This is a genomic window from Variovorax sp. GW821-FHT09D07 (genome assembly GCF_059416345.1).
Genome location: NZ_JBWKOY010000001.1, coordinates 281,676 through 298,642, shown reverse-complemented (window position 1 = coordinate 298,642; position 16,967 = coordinate 281,676). Strand labels below are relative to the sequence as shown.

Below are 16,967 nucleotides of genomic sequence, written 5' to 3'. Positions count from 1 at the left end.
TATGGACTTTCAACTCAAGACCCTCACCGTCGCCCAGGCCGCCGCCGAGAAATCCGACCTCCTCATCGTGCTCGTCGGCAGCGCTCTCCCCACCGCCAAAGACCCCGTTTCCGTGCTCGCCGCCAGCGCCCGCAAGGCCGGCGACCTGCCTGACAAGGCCGGCAAGCTGCTCGCGCTGTACCGCCCCGAGACCGTGGTGCCCTCGCGCGTGTTGCTGGCCGCCATCGGCGACGGCAAGGCCGCCTCGGTGCGCAGCGCCGTGAGCGCGGCGGTTGCCGCCGCCAAGGCCAACGGCCCCAAGCGCGTCGTGATCGTCTTCGCGCAGCCGGCCGACGCCGCCGCGGTGGCCGCCGCCGTCACGGCCGCGGCCGATGCCAGCTATGTCTACACCACGACCAAGTCGAAGGCCGAGCCGCGCAGCATCCGCCACCTGACGCTGGGCGTGTCCGAGGCCGCCAGCCCCGCCGTCGCCAAGGCCTTCGACGACGCCCGCGCCACGGTCGCCGGCATCGAGCTGGCCAAGGAATGGGGCAACCGTCCCGCCAACCACGCCACGCCCACGCTGCTGGCCGAAGCCGCCAAGGGGTTGGCGAAGCTGCCGCGCATCAAGTGCGAAGTGCTGGGCCCGAAGGAAGTCGAGAAGCTCGGCATGGGCGCGTTCGCCGCCGTGGCCCAGGGCTCGGCCGAACCGCTGCGCTTCATCGTGCTGCGCTACCAGGGCGGCGCCAAGGACGAGGCCCCCGTGGTGCTCGTGGGCAAGGGCATCACCTTCGACACCGGCGGCGTTTCGCTCAAGCCCGCGGCCGAGATGGACGAGATGAAGTTCGACATGTGCGGCGCGGCCAGCGTGCTCGGCACCTTCCGCGCGCTGGGCGCGATCCAGCCGGCGATCAACGTGGTCGGCCTGATTCCTTCGTGCGAGAACATGAACGACGGCAAGGCCGTCAAGCCCGGCGACGTGGTCACCAGCATGAGCGGGCAGACCATCGAGATCCTGAACACCGACGCCGAAGGCCGGCTGATCCTGTGCGACGCGCTCACGTACGCCAAGCGCTTCGACCCGGCCGCCGTGATCGACATCGCGACGCTCACAGGCGCCTGCGTGGTGGCTCTGGGCGGCGTGCGCAGCGGCCTGTTCGCCAGCGACGAGTCGCTGGCCTCCGCGCTCGAATCGGCCGGCGAGGCCTCGCAGGACCGCTGCTGGCGCCTGCCGCTGGACGACGACTACGCCGAAGGCCTCAAGAGCAACTTCGCCGACGTGGCCAACATCGCCGGGCGTGCCGGCGGCGCGATCACCGCGGCCAAGTTTTTGCAGCGCTTCACGGCCGACTACGCCTGGGCGCACCTGGACATCGCAGGCACGGCCTGGAAGAGCGGGGCGGCCAAGGGCTCGACCGGCCGGCCCGTCGGCCTGCTGGTGTCGTACCTGACGAATCGGGCGGGCAGCAGCAACGCCGCTGCCGCCGCGCCGAAGGCAGGGAAGGCTGCCAAGCCTGTGAAGAAGGCCGCGTCGCCCAAGACCCCGGCCAAGCCGGCCCGAAAGGCCCGGTCCGCGCAGTGACCGACATCGGCTTTCACTACAACGCGCCCGACAAGCTCACCTACGCTTGCCGGCTGGTTCGCAAGGCCGTGAACACACGCGGCCTGCGCGTGGTGGTGGTGGGCGATGCGCGCGCGCTCGACACGGTCGATGCCGCGCTCTGGCAGCTGTCGCCGGTCGACTTCGTCGCGCACTGCCGCGCCGATGCGCCGGCCCATGTGGTGGCGCGCTCGCCCGTGATCCTGTGCGCCGAAGGTTCGGACGCAGCCTCGCTGCCGCACCGCGAGATGCTGGTCAACCTGGGCCTGGAGGTGCCGGCCGGCTTCGAACGCTTCGAACGCATGATCGACATCGTGAGCGACGAGGCCAACGACCGGCAGGTCGGCCGCACCCGCTGGCGCCACTACGCCGACCGGGGCTACACGATCCAGCCGCACGATTTCGCAAGGAGCGCTTCCTGATGGCCAGCACGCTGCGCACGCCACCCCGGTTCGTCCCGACGCTGACGACCGTGCTCGAGATCCCGGCCGAGCCCGTGCCGGTCGCCGAGACGGTGCGACCCACGGGTGCGCCGGTGTCGCAGCCCCCGCCGCCGGACCCTGCGAGCGCCGTGGCGTTGCCGCCGTCGGTGTCGCTCACGCCGGCCGAAATCGTCAGCCTCGAAGAGCAATTGCTGCACCGCGTGCTGCAGCGCGTCGACCTGTCGCTGGAGGAGCGATTGAGCGACGCCGTGTCAGCTGCCGTTCAGCATCAGCTCGACGAAATGGTGCCGCGTCTGCGCGGCGAAATCGAGGCCGTGCTGCGCGCGCTCGTCATCGAATCCATGGCCGCTGAACTCTGTGAAAACACAGGGGAAAACACAGGGTCTACGCCAACTTCCGGCGCATAAATCCTCGGCTAAACTGCGCCGCAGGTCGGAATGGCGTGAGGGTGCCGCTGGTCTGCGGCGCGAAACTTGCGAGGTCTGAACGCCCGGATCGAACGACCGGTTTTTATATCTTTTCATCCAAGTTCTGGAGGTTCTCATGCAATTGAAATGGACTGCGGTCGCACTGGCTGCACTCACGCTCGTGGCTTGCGGCAAGAAGGAAGAAGCTGCTGCTCCGGCGGCACCGGCACCCACGGCTGCGGCTCCGGCCCCTGCTGCGCCTCCTGCTGATGCCCTGGTCGTCAAGATCGGCCACGTCGGCCCGACCAGCGGTCCCATTGCCCACCTCGGCAAGGACAACGAGCTCGGTGCCAAGATGGCCATCGAAGACCTGAATGCAAAGGGCTTCAAGATCGGCGACAAGGTTGCCAAGTTCGTGCTGGTTCCCGAAGACGACGCTGGCGATCCGAAGCAAGGCACCGCCGTCGCCCAGAAGCTGGTCGATGAAAAGGTCAACGGCATCGTCGGTCACCTGAACTCGGGCACCACGATCCCCGCTTCCAAGCTGTACAGCGACGCCGGCATTCCGCAGGTCTCGCCGTCGGCCACCAACCCCAAGTACACCCGCCAGGGCTTCAAGACCACGTTCCGCGTGGTGGCTGACGACACGCAGCTGGGCGGCACGCTCGGCAAGTACGCCGTCGAAACGCTCAAGGGCAAGAACATTGCCGTGATCGACGACCGCACGGCCTACGGCCAGGGCGTTGCCGAAGAGTTCGAGAAGGCTGCCAAGGCTGCCGGCGCGACCATCGTGGGCCACGAGTTCACGACCGACAAGTCGACCGACTTCAACGCCATCCTGACCAAGCTGAAGGCTGCCAAGCCCGACGTGCTGTTCTTCGGCGGCATGGACGCCGTGGGCGGCCCGATGCTCAAGCAGGTCAAGCAGCTCGGCCTGAACGTCAAGTTCATGGGCGGCGACGGCCTGTGCACCGGCGAACTGCCGAAGCTGGCAGGCGACGCCATCGGTGAAGACATGGTGGTCTGCGCCGAAGCCGGCGGTGTCGACGGCGACTTCAAGCAGCCGCTGGAAGACTTCAAGGCCAAGTTCAAGACCAAGAACGGCGTCGAAGTGCAGATCTACGCACCGTACGTGTACGACGCGGTCAACGTGCTGGCCGAAGCCATGGCCAAGGCCGGCTCGTCCGACCCGGAAAAGTACCTGGCTGAAGTCGGCAAGGTGCAATACAAGGGCGTGACCGGCCCGATCGCCTTCGACGAAAAGGGCGACATCAAGAACGGCGCCCTGACGCTCTTCACCTACAAGGGTGGCGTGCGCACGCAGATCGCCGTGGTGCGCTGATCGCATTGCAGCCAACGACCCTTCACTGGGTCGTTCCATGAAAAAAGGGCCTTCGGGCCCTTTTTTCATTCAGGGGTGCGCGCCGCCGTGGCGCGGGCCTGCCTTCAGAGCGCGGCCATGCCCGAGGGACGGTCGGCGTTGCAGTACTCGATGAAGGCGTCCAGGTCGCGCGACTTGTCGAACACCGCGTCGGCGCCCAGTGCCTGGCAGCGCGTGCGGATGTCGGGGGTGACGTAGTTGCTCAGCACCACGACGCGCTGGTGCGGGCCGCGCTCGCGGCAGCCCGACAGCACGCCCAGGCCCGAGCCTTCCTTGAGGAACAGGTCGACGATGAGCAACTGCCAGGCATCGGGGTGGGCGGCGAGCCAGGCGAGGGCGCCCGATTCGGTTTCGGCATAGCCGACGACATGGCCGTTGACGAGGTCCTCGAGGGCCGGGACCAGGTTGTCCCTGATGGTCTTGTTGTCCTCGACGAGGAACGTGATGAGGGCCATGCCGCGGTTTTGATGTGTGAACCAATAGCGTAGCGTGGCGCAAGCGGTCTCCGCGTAGGAGAAGGGAGAACGACGCACGCAAACCGTGCGGAAACAACGGCGATCAGCGCTTGTCCGACGTCGCCTGGGTGCGGATGCGCGCCTTGAGCTGCTCGGCCAGCGCCTGGCTCTCGTCGCGCTCGGCGGTCACTTCGAGGCGCTTCTCGATTTCCTCGCTCAGCGCCGCATTCACTTCAGCCAGTTTCTCGGCCGACTGGGCGAGTTTTTCCTCGAGCTGGCTGGTGTGCTCGATGGCCTGCGCCACCTCGCCGACCTGGACCTCGTCCGGCAGTTCCTGTTCCAGCACGGTGCTCACGACGGCGAGGTTGTCCGAGGCGCGCTGCACATCGGCGGCCACCTGTTCGCTCTTTTTCAGGGTCTTGTCCAGCGAGGTGGTGCCGCGCGTCAAGGTGGGGGAAGGTCCGGCCATCGAGGCTCCTTTGCGGCAGGCGAAGTGGGGTGGAATGTCGGTCGATTCGATTCCGCGCATCGTACCGCCAGATGCGGCCTTGCTCAGGATTGGCAACAGTTGCTGCGTGGCAACAGCGTTCAGCCGAAGTCCTACGGAATCGGCCGCGAGTTTGGGACTGGGCCGATGGGGGATTCTTGCCGCCCCCGGGAAGATGCAGAACATCCTCTTCCCCCTCCAAGGCTCGCCATGATCAGACACGCACTCGTGATCGACCAGGTCGAACGCACCGGCCTCGCGCTGGCCACCTTCATGCGCCACGCCGGCATTCCCCGCGTGGACCTCACGCGCAGCGGCCATGGCTTTGTCGAGGCAGTACAGCACCGGCGCCACGACCTGCTGGTGGTGGACATCGACACGCCCGAGGTGACGGGCCTGCAGATGATCGACGCGGTGGTCGAGGCCGGCAGCCCCGCCGCGCTGGTGCTCATGAGCGCCCAGCCGCCGCGCATCCTGCAGGCCGCAGAAGACTATGCCCGGGCCCGTGGCGCGCGTGTGCTCTCGGCCATCGCCAAGCCGCGCACCATGGTATCGATGGCATCGGCGGCGCAGACGATGGCACGCGGACGGCGCCACCGGGCCGAGCTGCGGCGCGGCATGGCGCCGGCAACAACCGATGCACCGGCCTTCACGGCCGAGGTTCTGCGCGAGGCGCTGGCCACGCGCCAGATCACCGCCCACTTCCAGCCCCGGCACTGCGCGCGCACGGGCGTGCTGCGTGGCGCCGAGCTGCAGCCGGGCTGGTACCGGCCCGACGACACCTGGCTGCCCGCGGCCGACTTCCTGCCGGCCATTGCGCAGGCCGGCCTGCACGAGGCGCTGGTGCAGCGCATGCTCGAGTGCGCCTTCGAACTGCTCGGCTACATGCACAAGGACCACGGCCTGCGCCTGGGCGTGCGCGTGCCCGCGTCGGTGGCCGCCTCGGTGTCCTGGGCGCAGGGCGTGGCCGAACAGGCCGAACGCGCCGGCATCGCCCCCGACCAGCTCGTGCTGGAGATCGCCGAAGACGGCGGCGCGCGCTGCAACGAGGTGCTGGCCGGCGCGGTCGCGCACCTGCGGCTGCGCGGGTTCCACTGCGCCATCGACCGTTTCGGCCAGGGCGACTCGACCCTGAGCCGCTGGTTCAAGGTGCCGTTCAGCGAGCTCCAGATCGACGCGCGCCAATTGGCACAGGCGCGCGAGAACCCGCATGCCTGCCACATCCTGGCGAGCGTGATCGCCATGGCACGCGAACAGCACGCGACGCTGCTCGTGAAGGGCGTCGACGGCGAGCGTGACCTCGCGTTGGCCCGCAGTCTCGGGTGCCACTTCACGCAGGGCGCGCAGCACGCCGCGCCGATGGCCGAGTCGGCCTTCGTGCAGTACACGGCGCTGCTGCGGTATGCGGCGGGGCGCCCGCAGGCGCCGCACAACCCCGACGCGGGTTGAGGCGCGCTCAGGCGGCGCGCCGTGACAGCACCGCTTCGGCGGCTGCCTGCAGTTCCGTCCAATCGGGGGCGATCACCGCCATCGCTTCCTGCTTCACCAGGACGCTGAGCCGGCCGCACATCGCGGCGATGGCCGGCTCGCCGATCATGGCGAAGGCGCCGCGCACCGCATGCAACTCGTCGCCGATGACGCGCCGGTCGCCGGTCGCCAGGGCCTCGCGGACCTGCTGCGCGGAAGACGCCAGCGACGAGACCATCGCGTCGTGCAGGCGCGCGTTCAGGGGCGCGTGCGGCGCTTGCGCAGGCGCGACCGGAGCGCTGGCCACCCGTGACGGCGCGGCCGCGCCCAGCGTCTTGAGGATCGCCTGCTCCAGTGCCGGCAACAGCACCGGCTTGAGCAGCACCCCCGCGAAACCCGCCAGCGAGCATTGCTGGTAGCCCTCCTGTTCCAGGTGCGCCGTGATGGCGACGAGCGGGATCGACGGCATGCGCTCGCGCAGCCGCCGGGCCAGCGTGTAGCCGTCCATGCCGGGCATGTTCAGGTCGGTCAGCACGAGGTCGTAGCGCTGCGTGGCGAACAGGGCCAGCGCGGCCTCGCCGTCGGGCGCCACGTCGGCGGCGACGCCAAGCGCGTCGAGCTGGTCGCTGATGAGCGCGCGGTTGGCCGGATGGTCGTCCACGACCAGCAGGCGCACGGGACGCAAGGGCAGGGCGGCGTGGGCAGCGTTGGTGTCCGGCGGCGCGACGACCTCGGGCGCCAGCGCCACCAGCGGCAAGCTCACCGTGAAGCACGAGCCCGCGCCCGGCTGGCTGCGCACGGCGATCGTGCCGCCCATCTTGCGCGCCAGGCGCTGGCAGATCGACAGCCCCAGCCCCGAGCCGCCGAACTCGCGCGCGGTCGAGGGCGAGGCCTGCATGTAGATGTCGAACAGCTGCGGAATCTGCTCGGGCGGCACGCCCATGCCGGTGTCGGTCACGCGGATCGCCACCGGCGAGGCCTGTCCCGGCGACAGCGGCCCGACCTCCATCGTCACCGTGCCCGCGGCCGTGAACTTGATCGCGTTGCTCAGCAGGTTGACGACGATCTGGCGGATGCGCGTCGGGTCGCCTTCGTAGCCGGCGGCCAGGCCCGGGTGCACCACGCAGTCCAGCCGCAGTCCCTTGGCGTGCGCCGAGGGCTCGAACATCTGCGCGCAAGCCTGCACGATCTCGGGCAGCGCCACGCGCGTGGTTTCGAGCTTGAGGTGGCCCGATTCCATCTTCGACAGGTCGAGGATGTTGTTGACGATCTCGAGCAGGGTGCGCGAGGCCTGGCGCACCGACTGCAGGCGCCGGGCCTGCACCTCGGGCGGCGCGCCCTGGCCGAGCAGCTCGAGGTTGCCCAGCACCGCATTCAGCGGCGTGCGGATCTCGTGGCTCATGGTGGCGATGAACACCGACTTGGCGCGGTTGGCCGCTTCGGCCGCCTCGCGGGCTTCTTCGCGCTTCTTGTCGAGTTCGTTGCGCTCGGTGGTGTCGGCAAAGCTGCACAGCAGGGCGTCCGCGCCCTGGTAGCGCGTGCGCGTGCATTGCAGCAGCAGCTCGCAGGCCTGGCCGTTCTTCAGCGCCAGCGGCATGCCGGCGTCATGCAACGTGCCGCCCTGGGCGCGTTCGCGGTAGAGCGCGGCCATCTGGCGGTGCAGCGGCTCGGGCGGTGCGGTGGCCGCCGCGTAGTGTTCCATCAGGGTGTTCTGCAGCAGCACGCGCTCGTCGTCGAGCGCGATGAGGCAGACGCCGAACGACGAGGTGGCGATGATCGCGCGGTTGAGCTGCTCGCTCTCGAACACCCGCTGCGAGCGGCGGTAGGCGGGCTCCAGCAGCTTGCGCCTGAAGAGCAGCAGCAGGCCCCAGAGTGCGCCCAGCACCACCAGCGTGGCGCCGCCGTAGCGCAGCAGCTGCGGCTTCAGCGTGGCGAAGACCGTGCGCCACGAGTACGCGTACACCAGCGACCAGCCGGTGCCGGCCAGCGGCGTCGAGAGGCTGAACACGCCCGCGCGGTAGGTTTCGCGCGGCAGCGCGGGGCCGGCTTGGCGCAGGCTGTGGGCCAGCGCGGTGGCCATCAGCGCGCCGCCGTCGATGGCGTCGCCCGTGCGGTCGGCCGAGAGCAGCACCTGGCCCTGCGCGTCCACCAGCAGGGCGGCCGTGTCTTGCGGCGTGTGGCGCAGGCGGTCCTGCAGCACGTTCGAGGGCAAGTTGCTCACGAACACCATGAACGGGCGGCCCTGGGCGTCGAAGCCGGGCTGCACCAGCTTGAAGGGCGAGGCCCCCGGTGCGAGCAGGTCAGGCGCCGGCGGCTGCCAGGCCACGCGCCGCTGCGTGCGCCACTGCGCGGCGAGGGCCGGGTTGCCGGCGAGATCGCCGATGTCGTAGCTCAGGCGCGCGATGAGCGCGGCGGTGTCTGGCAGGCCGGTGCGAGCCAGCGCGCCCTGCAGACCGCCTTCGGGCGCGGGCATCAGCGTGAGCAGGCGGTGGTCGGGGGTGTAGGCGTAGGCGCCTAGCGGCGAATTGCGCAGCTGTGCGACGGCGGTGACGCTGTAGGCCTGCATCTCGAGCATGCCCAGGTAGGGCGCGAATTCATGCAGGTCGTGGGTGCGGGCGGTGTCGACCGCGGCGATGGCCGGCGTCAGGTGCGCCCCGGCCTGCAGGACCACGTGGCCCCCGTCGCGCACGAAGGCCTCCAGCGTGCCGGCGGCCGGCGGTGTCTGGCTGTTCCAGAGCAGCTCGGCATTCACCACGCCGCGGCGCATCGCCGCCTGCTTTTCCTCGATGTCGAGCTGCATCTGCGCGCTGTGCGCGGCCAGCGTGGTGCGCAGGTTCGCGAGCGCATTGGCGGCGGCGTTGTACAGCACGAGCCCCGCGGCCAGCACGATCAGCAGCGACAGCAGCGCGCCGCCGCCATAGAGCAGGGCGTGCTGGTAGCGGCGCAGCAGGTCCAGCTCCTGGGCCTGCCGGGAAGGTGTCGGGGCAGGGTGGGCGCTGGCGGGGAGGGCGGGCGGAGACATGGCGGAAAAAATAGCAGAAAAGACGCGAATTAAAAACAATCGACAGGAATGGTAGGGCGAATTGCGCGTGGATTTCCATGAATTCCAGGAGTGCTTCTGTTTATAGGACAAGTCCTATGCAGGCTTTTATTTTTCAGGATTCGGCTGAGCCGATGAGCGAGGGCTTCTGAAATTTCCATCTGTATTTTGCAGTCATAGGTGTCGATGAGAAATAAATCATCTGTTCGGGTGGATTCGATCTCCTGCGAACAGATCGCTGGGTTGGCAAGGCTGCCCTGCAATTCGACAGTGAAGAGCGGCAGGGCCAATGGCCGCGCAATCCTCACGACGAACTGCCAATAGGCAGGCACCGTGCGAGCAATTTTCAGACGGGTCCGATTGGATTTTCGAGGCTGAAAACATAGGATTGAAAAATTACCTTTGTCGCCTCTTTGGCATCTGTGCAAGGGCGCTGGATTGAATATTTTTTAGAGGCCATCGATGATGAATATCTTGTGGATCAAGAAATCGTGGGAATTCCTGCGTGGCAAGCGAATGCAGGCAACCGGCTGCACGCGGCGAAGCGCGTTGTTCGGCGCTTTGGTGCTGGCAAATAAGCCATCGGTCATGGCCCGGACCGACAATTTCTTTTGAGCAGGCGGTCGCATTTGGCCTTGATCAAGATCGCAGGCGGATGGGGCCTCGACCCTTCATGGGGAGCGCGCTCATGCGGATGATCGGACACCGCCTGTCCATGGAGCGCACCAGGCTCGGTCTGAGCGCCGCCGCCTTCGCGGTGCTCGGCGGCGTCGATGCGTCAGTGCAGGAGGCTTTCGAAAAGGGCGCGCGCCATCCCGACGCGGCCTACCTGGCCACCATGGCCGTCATCGGCATCGACGTGCTCTATGTCGTGACCGGCATGCCCACCTGCACCGAAGACCTGTCGGTGAGCCGCGAGGAGGTGTCGCTGCTGCGCGCCTACCGGACCTCGGACGACGCCGGCAAGAAAGCCGCGCATGCAGCACTCCAGGCCATCGCGCAGGCCTTCCCGGGCGACATGCTGTCGGCCTCGGGCGCGCGCGCTTCGCAGCCCGCTGCCGCGGCGCCTCCCACCGAAACGGCCTGAGCCTTTCACCTGCGCGACGCGGCCCGCCCGCGCAGGACCGGCGGGTAAGATGCCCCGGCGCAGCGCCCGGACCCTCGTCCGCCGGCCACGCCGGCAAGCGAAAGGGAAAAAACAATGGCAATGGACCGCTTCGAAATCCGCGTCGTTCTGGCCGACGACCATCCCGGCATGCTGGCCGGGGTCCGGCACGAGCTGGCGTCGGTCGAGACCCTCACGCTGGTGGGCGAGGCGGCCAACTCGACCGGGCTCATGGCGCTGCTGGAGACCACGCCCTGCGACGTGCTGGTGTCCGACTACGCGATGCCGGCCGGCGAGTTCGGCGACGGCGTGCCGCTGTTCAAGCTGGTGAAGCGGCGCTTTCCCGACACGCAGATCGTGGTGATGACCATGCTCGACAACCCGGCGGTGCTGCACTCGCTGGTGTCCAGTGGCATCCGCTGCATCGTGAGCAAGTCGGATGCGGTGGCGCACCTCATCCCCGCCATCCACGCCGCCCGCACCGGCGGCACGTACTACTCGCCGACCATGGACGCCGTGGTGCGCTCCATCGATTGGGAGGTGCGCAGCCGCAACGCCGCGGGCGTGCTGAGCCAGCGCGAGTCGGAGGTGGTGCGGCTGTATGCGTCGGGGCTCACGATCAACGAGATCGCCGAGCAGCTGCACCGCAGCAAGAAGACCATCAGCACGCAAAAGACCAAGGCGATGGAAAAGCTGGGCATCGAGCGCGATGTCGACCTGCTGCGCTACGCGCTCGAAAACGGCCTGACGGCCACGGTGACGGGCGCGCCGCAAGGCTGACCCGCGTGTGGCCTCAGGGCCAGGGCAACGCCGGCAGGCCCGGCGGTGGCGGCGGTGGTGCCGCCGAGGTGCTCATGAGCCCCGTCTCCATGCCGTAGCGCACGAGGTCCATGTCGCGCAGGATGCCGAGCTTGGCCATGGCCGAGCCCTTCTGCGTGCTGATGGTCTTCTTGCTGCGGTGCAGCCGCTCGGCGATTTCTGTCACCGTGAGGCCCGACACGAACATGCGCACCACCTCGAGCTCGCGCTTGGAGAGCATGGCGTGCGGCTGGGTGTCGGTGCGGTGCGGCGCGGTGCGCGCGGCGATCTCCGCCATGCTGGGCGACAGGTAGCGTCCGCTTGCGTAGGCCGCATGCACGGCCGGCAGCAGGTGGCTCACCGAGTCGGCCTTGTTCAGGATGCAGGGCACGCCGATGTCCAGCAGCGAATGGATGATGCCGGGGTTGTCCAGCATGGTCATCACCACGATCTTCAGCCGCGGGTAGCGCTGGCGCACCAGCGCGAACAGCGCGATGCCGTCGCCGTGCAGGCCGCCGGGCATGGCGTAGTCGGACACCAGGATCTGGCAGTCGTGCTGCTTGAGCATCTCCATCATCTCGGTGGAGTCGCGCGCGGCGCCCACGACGGTGACCGCCTGGCTTTCGCGCAGCGTGCTCTCGATGCCGATGCGAACGGCGGGATGGTCGTCCGCGATCAGGACGCGGAGATTGAATGGCTTCATGGCGGACCTGTGGAACACAGAGGGATCGAACCTGCGCGCGCCGCGTGCAGGAAGGGCTGCTGTCGAACGCCCGGCCCCCGGCGTCGGGGACGTCTGAAAAAGGGGCCGGTGGCGGGTGCCTCGGGCGATGCCAGCAGGGGATGACTGGACTTTAGGAGGGCATCGGTCCTGCGTTAAGCGGCCTGATCCGATAGCGGGCCGCCAATGCATAGGACCCGTCCTAATTTGTAAGACGCGGGGCCCGAAGGGCTAGGACCGGGGGCGCCGGCGGATCGGATCGGGTCCGAAAACGGGTTCGGACCCGGGCGGCTTCAGGCCGCGGCCGCGCCCTCGGGGGCCCGGCGTGCGAGCGCCGCGCGCGCCGCCGGTTCGAAGCGCTCGAAGGCCTGCGCCAGTGCGGGCAGGTCGGCGTCGCGCAGCTGCGTTTCCATGGCGACGCAGTCGGCGGCGAGCCCGGCTTCGTGGATCAGTGCGAAGGCGCCGCGCAGCGAATGCAGCCCGGCGCCGAGCGCGGCGCTGTCGCCGGCGTCCAGCGCCGCGCGGATGGCCGCTGCGGTGTCGGTCAGTGACTGCACGAGCGGCTGGTGCACCGACGCGGGCAGGGTGCCTTGCGCGATGTCCTGCCGACGGGCGTTAGGCGATGGAGCGGCCTCGGGATCGCGCAGGGTCAACTGGCGCACCGTGCGTTCGAGCGTGTCCAGCAGGATGGGCTTGATCAGCGCGGTGTCGATGCCCGCCGATTCGCAGCGCTCGCGTTCGCGCACCGCAACGTCGGCCGTGAGCGCCACGATGGGCACGCGCGAGCCCTGCGCGCGCAGCGCGCGTGCCAGCGTGTAGCCGTCCATGCCCGGCATGTTGATGTCGGTGATGATGAGGTCGTGCTGCCGCCGGGCGAACAGGTCGAGCGCCTGCAGGCCGCCCGAGGCCTGGTCGGAGGTGTAGCCCAGTGCCTCGAGCTGCATCTTCACCAGCTCGCGGTTGGCCGGATGGTCGTCCACCACGAGGATGTGCGCCGCCGGTGCGGCCGTGCCGGCGTCGGCCGCCGGCGCTGCGGGCGCGCGCGGGGGCAGGGCGGGCGCGGCAGGCAAGGGCAGCGTGACCAGGAAGGTGCTGCCCTTGCCCGGCGAACTCACCACCTGGATGTCTCCGCCCATGAGCCCGGCCAGCCGGCGGCACAGCGCCAGTCCCAGGCCGGTGCCGCCGAAGCGGCGCGCGATGCTGCTGTCGGCCTGCGTGAAGGGCTCGAACAGCGCCTTCTGCTGCGCCGCCGTCATGCCGATGCCGGTGTCGCTCACGCCGATCACCACCGGCGAGGCCGGGTCGGCGTCGTCCTTCAGGTAGACCTCGAGCAGCACGTCGCCGGTGTCGGTGAACTTGATCGCGTTGCTCAGCAGGTTCATGAGCAGCTGGCGCAGGCGCGTCGGGTCGCCGAGGTGGTGCGGGGCGAGGGCGTCGTCGATCACGCAATCGAGCGCCAGGCGCTTGGCCTGCGCCAGCGGCGTGAAGACCGCGATCACCTGCCGCGCCGTGTCCGCGAGGTCGAAGCGGATCGACTCCAGCCGCATCTGGTCCGACTCGATCTTCGAGAAGTCGAGGATGTCGTTGATGATGCCCAGCAGCGCGGTCGACGACGACGTCACGGCGCCGAGCCGCTCGTTCTGCGCGGCCGACAGCGGCGAGCGCTGCAGCAGCTCAAGGTTGCCCATGATCGCGTTCAGCGGCGTGCGGATCTCGTGGCTCATCATGGCCAGGAAGGCCGACTTCGCATGGTTGGCCTGGTGCGCGGCCTCGCGCGCGCTTTCCAATGCACGCTCGGCGTTCTTGCGCGTCGTGATGTCGGAGAAGTTGCACAGCAGCACGTCGCTGCCCTGGTACTTGGTGCGCACCACGCTCACGAGAAGTTCGGTGACTTCGCCGCCGGCCAGCGTCACGGGCAGTTCCAGGTCGGGCAGCCACTCCGGGGCGCCGGGCGCGTCGTCGTACAGGTGCAGCAGGCGCTGCGGCAGGGGCGGGTCTTGGGGGCGCGCGTTGTCGGTGCAGGCCTGCATCACCTGGTTCTGCAGCAGCACCTCGCCCGAGGGATAGCGCAGCAGCGCCAGGCCCGAGGGCGTGGTCGCGACCATGGTGCGGTTGAGGTTCTCGCTCTCCACGATGCGCTGGGAGCGCGCATAGCCAGGCCGGAACACCTTGCGATCGAGCAAGAGCAGCGCGGCCCAGACGAAGGCGATGAGCAGCAGCATGGCGCCCGCGTAGAGCGCCAGCCGCAGGCCCAGCTCGGACGCGATGGTGCGCCACGAAAAGGCGTAGAGGTAGGTCCAGTTGGCGTCGGCGATCGGGGCGCGCAGCGTGAAGAGGCCGTCGCGGTATTGCAGCGTGGCGCCGTTGGCGGCCAGCGACGGCCGCGAGAGCTGCAGCGCGCGCGCCTGCAGGCCCTCGGTGCCGCTGGGGCCGTGCGTTTCGGCGATCACCCGGCCCGACGGGTCCACGAACATCGAGGCTTCGTCGTGGCGCTCGTTCGACAGGTGCGCGGTGATGATGTCCAGCGGGTAGTCGTTCACCAGCACGACGAAGGGCTTGCCGTCGTGGAAGCCGGGCTGCGCCAGCCGCAGCACCGTCTCGCCGGTGAAGGGGCTCACGGCCGGCGGCAGCCACACGGCCGTGCCGCTGTCGCGCAGGCGGGCGACGACGGCCGGGTCGTTCAGGTCGCCGAGTTCGGGGGGCGCGATGCGCTTGAGGAGGTCTTCGGTGGTGCGCGCGCCGTGGCGCTCGAACAGGTCGGCCGCGGCGGGGGCCGGCACCACGGCCAAAAAGCGCAGGTCGGGCGCATAGAAGTAGCTGGAGTGCAGCGTCAGCGTCTTCGTGTAGGCCGCCGAGCGGTAGCCGACCTCTTCGGCCAGCCCGAGGTACTGCGCGAAGCTGTCGGCCGGGCGCTGCGCCGAGAGGTCGCCCAGCAGCAGCATCGGCGGGAAGTCCTTGTTGCTGGGCAGCACCAGCCGGCCGTCGTGCGCGGCGAAGGCGTCGACCAGCGACTGCGGCGCGCGTGCGCGCCGTTCCCAGGCGCCTTCCTCGTGAAAGATGTTGATCCGCGCGGAGCCCTGGCGCACGAAGAGTTCGAGATGGAGCAGCGCCTTGCGCGCATTGAACTCGGCCTGCCGCTCGGCCACGTAGTCGCGCACCTGCGACGAGAGCATCACGCCGGTGGCGGCCAGCAGCACGAGCGAGGTGACGGCGCCACCCACGTACAGCAGCGCGCGCTGGTAGCGGTTCAGCAGGCTGATCACGCCGCGTGGGGTGGCGCGCGAAGCGCCGAAGCCGAAGAAGCGCGGGAGATCGCTGGGCATCATGGCATCCGTGTGACCGGTGCGGGCAGGAGATGCCTGCCATGGTAGGGCACTGGCGTGCCCCGATGCGGGTTCGCAGGCACCAAAGAAAAACGGGGCACAAGGCCCCGTTGTTCATGACTTCTCTGGCGGAGCAGGCGGGATTCGAACCCGCGGAGGGCTATTAACCCTCACACGCTTTCCAGGCGTGCGACTTAAACCGCTCATCCACCGCTCCTGAGCCCACGATTGTAGCGCGGGTTTTCAGCCGTTTCAGTTCGGGCCGGCGCTTTTCCCGGTTTGGATCATGCGCATGGCCGACGAGATCAGCGCGGCCGTCTCGGTCATGTTGCTCGGCACGATGAGCGTGGTCTTCGAATCGGCGGCCACCTTGCCGTAGGCATCGACGGCGCGCTCGGCCACCTTCAGCTGCACGGCCTGTTCGCCGCCCGGCTGGCGGATGGCCGCGGCCACGCGTTCGATGGCGTCTGCCGTGGCGGTGGCCACGGCCGTGATGGCAGCGGCTTCACCTTGCGCGTTGTTGATCTGCGCCTGCTTCTCGCCCTCGGAGCGGGCAATGAAGGCTTCGCGTTCGCCGGTGGCGATGTTGATCTGTTCCTGGCGACGGCCTTCCGAGGCGGCGATGAGCGCACGCTTGCCGCGTTCGGCGGTGATCTGCGCCTGCATGGCCAAGAGGATTTCCTTGGGCGGCGTCAGGTCCTTGATTTCGTAGCGCAGCACCTTCACGCCCCAGTTGAGCGCGGCCTCGTCGATCGCGGCCACCACCTGGGCGTTGATGACGTCGCGCTCTTCGAAGGTCTTGTCGAGCTCGAGCTTGCCGATCACGCTGCGCAGCGAGGTCTGTGCGAGCTGGGTCACGGCCACGATGTAGTTCGAGGAGCCGTAGCTGGCGCGCATCGGGTCGGTCACCTGGAAGTACAGGATGCCGTCGACCTGCAGCTGCGTGTTGTCGCGCGTGATGCAGATCTGGCTGGGCACGTCGAGCGGGATTTCCTTCAGGCTGTGCTTGTAGGCCACGCGGTCGATGAACGGGATCAGGAAGTTCGGGCCGGGCGTCATGGTGCCGTGGTATTTGCCCAGGCGCTCGCGCACCCATGCGTTCTGCTGCGGCACGAACTTGACCGACTGGCTGATGAAGATGATCGCGATGACCAGGATGATGAGAGGAACGGAAAATTCCATGGTGTGCTTCCTTTTCGAATGCGTTTTTCTGACTGACCGATTGAACTGTTAGAACTCTGCTAGATCTTGTCGACCACGAGGCGACTGCCGACCACCTCGACCACGCGATGCTCGCCGGTGGAGGGCGCATGGCCCGCGCGCAGCACGACGGTCCATTGCGAGCCGCGGTAGCGCACGGTGGCGGTGCCGTCGGGGTTCCAGGCATCGACGTACACGCTCTCGCCGATGTCCAGGTTGAGGTCGCGGTTGGCCTCGCTGGAGGGCTCGGCAGGGCGGTTGCGGCGGATCAGGTACCAGGTCACGACCGCGCCCACGCCGACCACGGCGGCCACCAGCAGCTGCGTGACGAGTCCGAAGCCCAGGTGCGCGGCGATGGCTGCGGCGGCGAAGCCGGCGGCCAGCAGCAGCAGGTACACCGTGCCGGACAACAGCTCGGCCACGATGGCCGCGCCTGCGATCAACCACCAGACGGTGGGATTTCCCATGGCAACTCCTCTCTTCTTTTGTTACTTGGACCTTCGCCATTCTGCGGCATGGCGCGCCATGCGCCTGTGTCGCGTAGGGATATGGCGCCCGCTG

The 16,967-nt window shown here is 68.5% G+C and carries 16 protein-coding genes and 1 tRNA gene; 8 read left to right on the top strand and 9 right to left on the bottom strand.

Annotated features, from left to right (window positions below; translation table 11 throughout):
• The first annotated feature begins 1 nt into the window (after position 1).
• The 4 genes from AC07OX_RS01385 to AC07OX_RS01370 all read left to right on the top strand — a co-directional run bounded on the left by AC07OX_RS01385 (position 2) and on the right by AC07OX_RS01370 (position 3,771).
• On the top strand, positions 2 to 1,561 hold the full coding sequence (locus tag AC07OX_RS01385) for a leucyl aminopeptidase (protein WP_495262541.1): 1,560 nt from the start codon (positions 2 to 4) through the stop codon (positions 1,559 to 1,561).
• Complete coding sequence (locus tag AC07OX_RS01380; protein WP_095948627.1) at positions 1,558 to 2,001, top strand: DNA polymerase III subunit chi; 444 nt, start codon at positions 1,558 to 1,560, stop codon at positions 1,999 to 2,001. The genes AC07OX_RS01385 and AC07OX_RS01380 overlap by 4 nt, the downstream gene beginning before the upstream one ends.
• Entirely contained in the window at positions 2,001 to 2,429 is a 429-nt protein-coding gene (locus AC07OX_RS01375; RefSeq protein ID WP_139701649.1) for a hypothetical protein, read from the top strand. Before AC07OX_RS01380 ends, AC07OX_RS01375 begins: the two co-directional genes overlap by 1 nt.
• A 136-nt stretch (positions 2,430 to 2,565) precedes the next feature.
• Entirely contained in the window at positions 2,566 to 3,771 is a 1,206-nt protein-coding gene (locus AC07OX_RS01370) for a branched-chain amino acid ABC transporter substrate-binding protein (RefSeq protein WP_062470234.1), read from the top strand.
• A gap of 104 nt (positions 3,772 to 3,875) precedes the next feature.
• Here AC07OX_RS01370 and AC07OX_RS01365 read toward each other — a convergent pair whose 3' ends face one another.
• Positions 3,876 to 4,265 (bottom strand): response regulator, encoded by a 390-nt coding sequence (locus tag AC07OX_RS01365; protein WP_070060783.1) that lies wholly within the window; start codon positions 4,263 to 4,265, stop codon positions 3,876 to 3,878.
• A 103-nt stretch (positions 4,266 to 4,368) separates the two neighbouring features.
• Positions 4,369 to 4,734 (bottom strand): hypothetical protein, encoded by a 366-nt coding sequence (locus tag AC07OX_RS01360; RefSeq protein WP_070060782.1) that lies wholly within the window; start codon positions 4,732 to 4,734, stop codon positions 4,369 to 4,371.
• A 228-nt stretch (positions 4,735 to 4,962) separates the two neighbouring features.
• Between AC07OX_RS01360 and AC07OX_RS01355 the strand changes: the two genes are divergently transcribed.
• The gene (locus AC07OX_RS01355) at positions 4,963 to 6,201 is read left to right on the top strand and encodes an EAL domain-containing response regulator (protein WP_495262540.1); all 1,239 of its coding nucleotides are present in this window, start codon (positions 4,963 to 4,965) and stop codon (positions 6,199 to 6,201) included.
• 7 nt (positions 6,202 to 6,208) lie between these two features.
• Here the strand turns inward: AC07OX_RS01355 and AC07OX_RS01350 are convergent, their stop codons facing one another.
• The gene (locus tag AC07OX_RS01350; protein ID WP_495262539.1) at positions 6,209 to 9,241 is read right to left on the bottom strand and encodes an ATP-binding protein; all 3,033 of its coding nucleotides are present in this window, start codon (positions 9,239 to 9,241) and stop codon (positions 6,209 to 6,211) included.
• Between the two features lie 29 nt (positions 9,242 to 9,270).
• Positions 9,271 to 9,549, bottom strand: a complete 279-nt coding sequence (locus tag AC07OX_RS01345; RefSeq protein WP_495263366.1) for a hypothetical protein — start codon at positions 9,547 to 9,549, stop codon at positions 9,271 to 9,273.
• Between the two features lie 172 nt (positions 9,550 to 9,721).
• On the opposite strand from AC07OX_RS01345, the gene AC07OX_RS01340 reads away from it, so the two are divergent.
• From AC07OX_RS01340 to AC07OX_RS01330, 3 genes are all read left to right on the top strand, one after another.
• Positions 9,722 to 9,874 carry a hypothetical protein gene (locus AC07OX_RS01340; RefSeq protein ID WP_495262538.1) on the top strand — a complete coding sequence of 51 codons (153 nt, stop codon included), beginning with the start codon at positions 9,722 to 9,724 and terminating at the stop codon, positions 9,872 to 9,874.
• 73 nt (positions 9,875 to 9,947) lie between these two features.
• Positions 9,948 to 10,346, top strand: a complete 399-nt coding sequence (locus AC07OX_RS01335) for a helix-turn-helix domain-containing protein (RefSeq protein WP_495262537.1) — start codon at positions 9,948 to 9,950, stop codon at positions 10,344 to 10,346.
• Positions 10,347 to 10,466: 120 nt separating this feature from the next.
• On the top strand, positions 10,467 to 11,144 hold the full coding sequence (locus tag AC07OX_RS01330; RefSeq protein ID WP_070060780.1) for a response regulator: 678 nt from the start codon (positions 10,467 to 10,469) through the stop codon (positions 11,142 to 11,144).
• 13 nt (positions 11,145 to 11,157) lie between these two features.
• Here AC07OX_RS01330 and AC07OX_RS01325 read toward each other — a convergent pair whose 3' ends face one another.
• The 5 genes from AC07OX_RS01325 to AC07OX_RS01305 form a co-directional block, all read right to left on the bottom strand.
• On the bottom strand, positions 11,158 to 11,865 hold the full coding sequence (locus AC07OX_RS01325) for a response regulator (RefSeq protein ID WP_062470253.1): 708 nt from the start codon (positions 11,863 to 11,865) through the stop codon (positions 11,158 to 11,160).
• Between the two features lie 311 nt (positions 11,866 to 12,176).
• Positions 12,177 to 15,206, bottom strand: coding sequence for a hybrid sensor histidine kinase/response regulator (locus tag AC07OX_RS01320; RefSeq protein ID WP_495262536.1), 3,030 nt, complete (start codon positions 15,204 to 15,206; stop codon positions 12,177 to 12,179).
• Positions 15,207 to 15,332: 126 nt separating this feature from the next.
• A tRNA-Ser gene (locus tag AC07OX_RS01315) sits at positions 15,333 to 15,423 on the bottom strand.
• 35 nt (positions 15,424 to 15,458) lie between these two features.
• Positions 15,459 to 16,388 (bottom strand): SPFH domain-containing protein, encoded by a 930-nt coding sequence (locus AC07OX_RS01310; protein WP_056580537.1) that lies wholly within the window; start codon positions 16,386 to 16,388, stop codon positions 15,459 to 15,461.
• A 59-nt stretch (positions 16,389 to 16,447) separates the two neighbouring features.
• Positions 16,448 to 16,873, bottom strand: coding sequence for an NfeD family protein (locus AC07OX_RS01305; RefSeq protein ID WP_495262535.1), 426 nt, complete (start codon positions 16,871 to 16,873; stop codon positions 16,448 to 16,450).
• Positions 16,874 to 16,967: the final 94 nt, after the last annotated feature.

What these genes read in the sequence shown, in the direction of transcription:
- AC07OX_RS01340 (WP_495262538.1), top strand. Translation starts at nt 9,722, where the DNA reads ATGATGAATATCTTGTGGATCAAGAAATCGTGGGAATTCCTGCGTGGC.
- AC07OX_RS01365 (WP_070060783.1), bottom strand. Translation starts at nt 4,265, where the DNA reads ATGGCCCTCATCACGTTCCTCGTCGAGGACAACAAGACCATCAGGGAC.
- AC07OX_RS01320 (WP_495262536.1), bottom strand. Translation starts at nt 15,206, where the DNA reads ATGCCCAGCGATCTCCCGCGCTTCTTCGGCTTCGGCGCTTCGCGCGCC.
- AC07OX_RS01305 (WP_495262535.1), bottom strand. Translation starts at nt 16,873, where the DNA reads ATGGGAAATCCCACCGTCTGGTGGTTGATCGCAGGCGCGGCCATCGTG.
- AC07OX_RS01385 (WP_495262541.1), top strand. Translation starts at nt 2, where the DNA reads ATGGACTTTCAACTCAAGACCCTCACCGTCGCCCAGGCCGCCGCCGAG.
- AC07OX_RS01375 (WP_139701649.1), top strand. Translation starts at nt 2,001, where the DNA reads ATGGCCAGCACGCTGCGCACGCCACCCCGGTTCGTCCCGACGCTGACG.
- AC07OX_RS01330 (WP_070060780.1), top strand. Translation starts at nt 10,467, where the DNA reads ATGGACCGCTTCGAAATCCGCGTCGTTCTGGCCGACGACCATCCCGGC.
- AC07OX_RS01325 (WP_062470253.1), bottom strand. Translation starts at nt 11,865, where the DNA reads ATGAAGCCATTCAATCTCCGCGTCCTGATCGCGGACGACCATCCCGCC.
- AC07OX_RS01355 (WP_495262540.1), top strand. Translation starts at nt 4,963, where the DNA reads ATGATCAGACACGCACTCGTGATCGACCAGGTCGAACGCACCGGCCTC.
- AC07OX_RS01370 (WP_062470234.1), top strand. Translation starts at nt 2,566, where the DNA reads ATGCAATTGAAATGGACTGCGGTCGCACTGGCTGCACTCACGCTCGTG.
- AC07OX_RS01310 (WP_056580537.1), bottom strand. Translation starts at nt 16,388, where the DNA reads ATGGAATTTTCCGTTCCTCTCATCATCCTGGTCATCGCGATCATCTTC.
- AC07OX_RS01350 (WP_495262539.1), bottom strand. Translation starts at nt 9,241, where the DNA reads ATGTCTCCGCCCGCCCTCCCCGCCAGCGCCCACCCTGCCCCGACACCT.
- AC07OX_RS01335 (WP_495262537.1), top strand. Translation starts at nt 9,948, where the DNA reads ATGCGGATGATCGGACACCGCCTGTCCATGGAGCGCACCAGGCTCGGT.
- AC07OX_RS01360 (WP_070060782.1), bottom strand. Translation starts at nt 4,734, where the DNA reads ATGGCCGGACCTTCCCCCACCTTGACGCGCGGCACCACCTCGCTGGAC.